This window comes from Kitasatospora sp. NPDC036755 (assembly GCF_040636595.1).
Lineage (GTDB): Bacteria > Actinomycetota > Actinomycetes > Streptomycetales > Streptomycetaceae > Kitasatospora.
This window is the reverse complement of record NZ_JBEZUT010000680.1, coordinates 1-1,371: the sequence shown is the minus strand read 5'-3', so window position 1 is coordinate 1,371 and position 1,371 is coordinate 1. Positions and strand designations below refer to the sequence as shown.

Here is a 1,371-nt window from a genome sequence, read left to right as displayed (position 1 = left end):
GGCTTCGATCTCCCCGAGCTCCACCCGGAAACCGCGGAACTTCACCTGTCGGTCGACTCGATCGACATACTCCAGGACGCCGTCGGTGGTGTGCCCCGGCACCCTGGTCACCGGCCCCGTCCCGGCCGACCGGCCTGGTGCCGGCCGTCCGGGTCCGGAGGCCCGGTCGCCTGGCGGCGACACGGTCACCCGGTGGCGCTGGTGGCCGGCCCGGGGTCCGGTGCGGTGCCGGGCCTGTCCGCCGGGCACCGCGCCGCCCGGTCGGGTCCGGCCCGTCCGCTGGGTCCGGTCCGGGGGGTGTTTTCCCCTTACGCCCTCGTGGTCCTGCCCGGCTTGCTGCCGGGCAGGACCACGAGGGCGTACGCGTGCCCGGGGGCAGTGCGGACAGTCCGGGTGGCCGGCCGCGAAGGGGCAGGACGGGCGGGCGGTCGCGGTGCCTGGCCCGGGTGGCTCGGGGCGGGGTGTTCCGGTTCTGCCGTGTGTGCTCGGGCGGGTGGGCCGGTGGGGTGGCCGCCGGGCCGGGCCGGGGGGTGGGTGTGCGGCGGCCCGCCCCGCCCCTCTGCCGGTGGCGCCCTCGGGGGGCGGGTCGGGCTGGGGGTGCGGGGCGGGCCGTCGTGACGCGGCCGGGTGCGGGGCCGCGGGGTGCGCGGCGGTGAGCGCGGCGCGGGGTGGGTCAGTTGAGGGCGGCGAGCGCGGCCTCGTAGTTCGGCTCGTCGGCGATCTCCGCGACCAGCTCGGTGTGCAGGACGGTGTCGTTCTCGTCCAGGACGACGACGGCGCGGGCGGTCAGGCCGGCCAGCGGGCCGTCGGCGATCGCGACGCCGTAGACGTCGTGGAAGTCCCGGCCGCGCAGGGTGGAGAGGGTCTTGACGTTCTCCAGGCCCTCGGCGCCGCAGAACCGGGCCTGCGCGAACGGCAGGTCGGCCGAGACGCACAGCACGACGGTGTTGTCGAGCGCGGCGGCCTTGGTGTTGAACGTGCGCACCGAGGTCGCGCAGGTCGGGGTGTCGATGCTGGGGAAGATGTTCAGGACCTTGCGGCGGCCCGCGAAGTCCTTCAGCGACACGTCCGCGAGCCCCTCGCCGACCAGCGTGAACGCGGGTGCCTGGCTGCCGGCGGCGGGCAGCGCGCCACCGACCTGCACCGGGTTCCCCTTCAGGGTGACCTGAGCCATGAAAAGCCTCCTACCAGCGGTATACGGGATGCAACGCCGCCGATCCTACTGCCCGCCCCCACCCCCGCCGGGAGGCGGCCGCCGATCCCCGTCCCCGCCGCGGTCGGATCCCCAGGCTCGTCTATGGTGGTAGATCGTTCGTTTGATCCATTTGACTGGCGCCCTACTCCCATCTGGCGCCCTTGGCGCGTTCCGGC

The 1,371-nt window shown here is 75.2% G+C and carries 1 protein-coding gene; it reads right to left on the bottom strand.

The annotated features are described in order from the left end of the window. Positions 1-673: 673 nt before the first annotated feature. Complete coding sequence (gene tpx / locus AB0E96_RS41170) at positions 674-1,174, bottom strand: thiol peroxidase (RefSeq protein ID WP_359831962.1); 501 nt, start codon at positions 1,172-1,174, stop codon at positions 674-676. Positions 1,175-1,371: the final 197 nt, after the last annotated feature.

Excerpts from the sequence above, each read along its gene's own strand:
- tpx (WP_359831962.1), bottom strand. The coding sequence starts at position 1,174 with ATGGCTCAGGTCACCCTGAAGGGGAACCCGGTGCAGGTCGGTGGCGCG.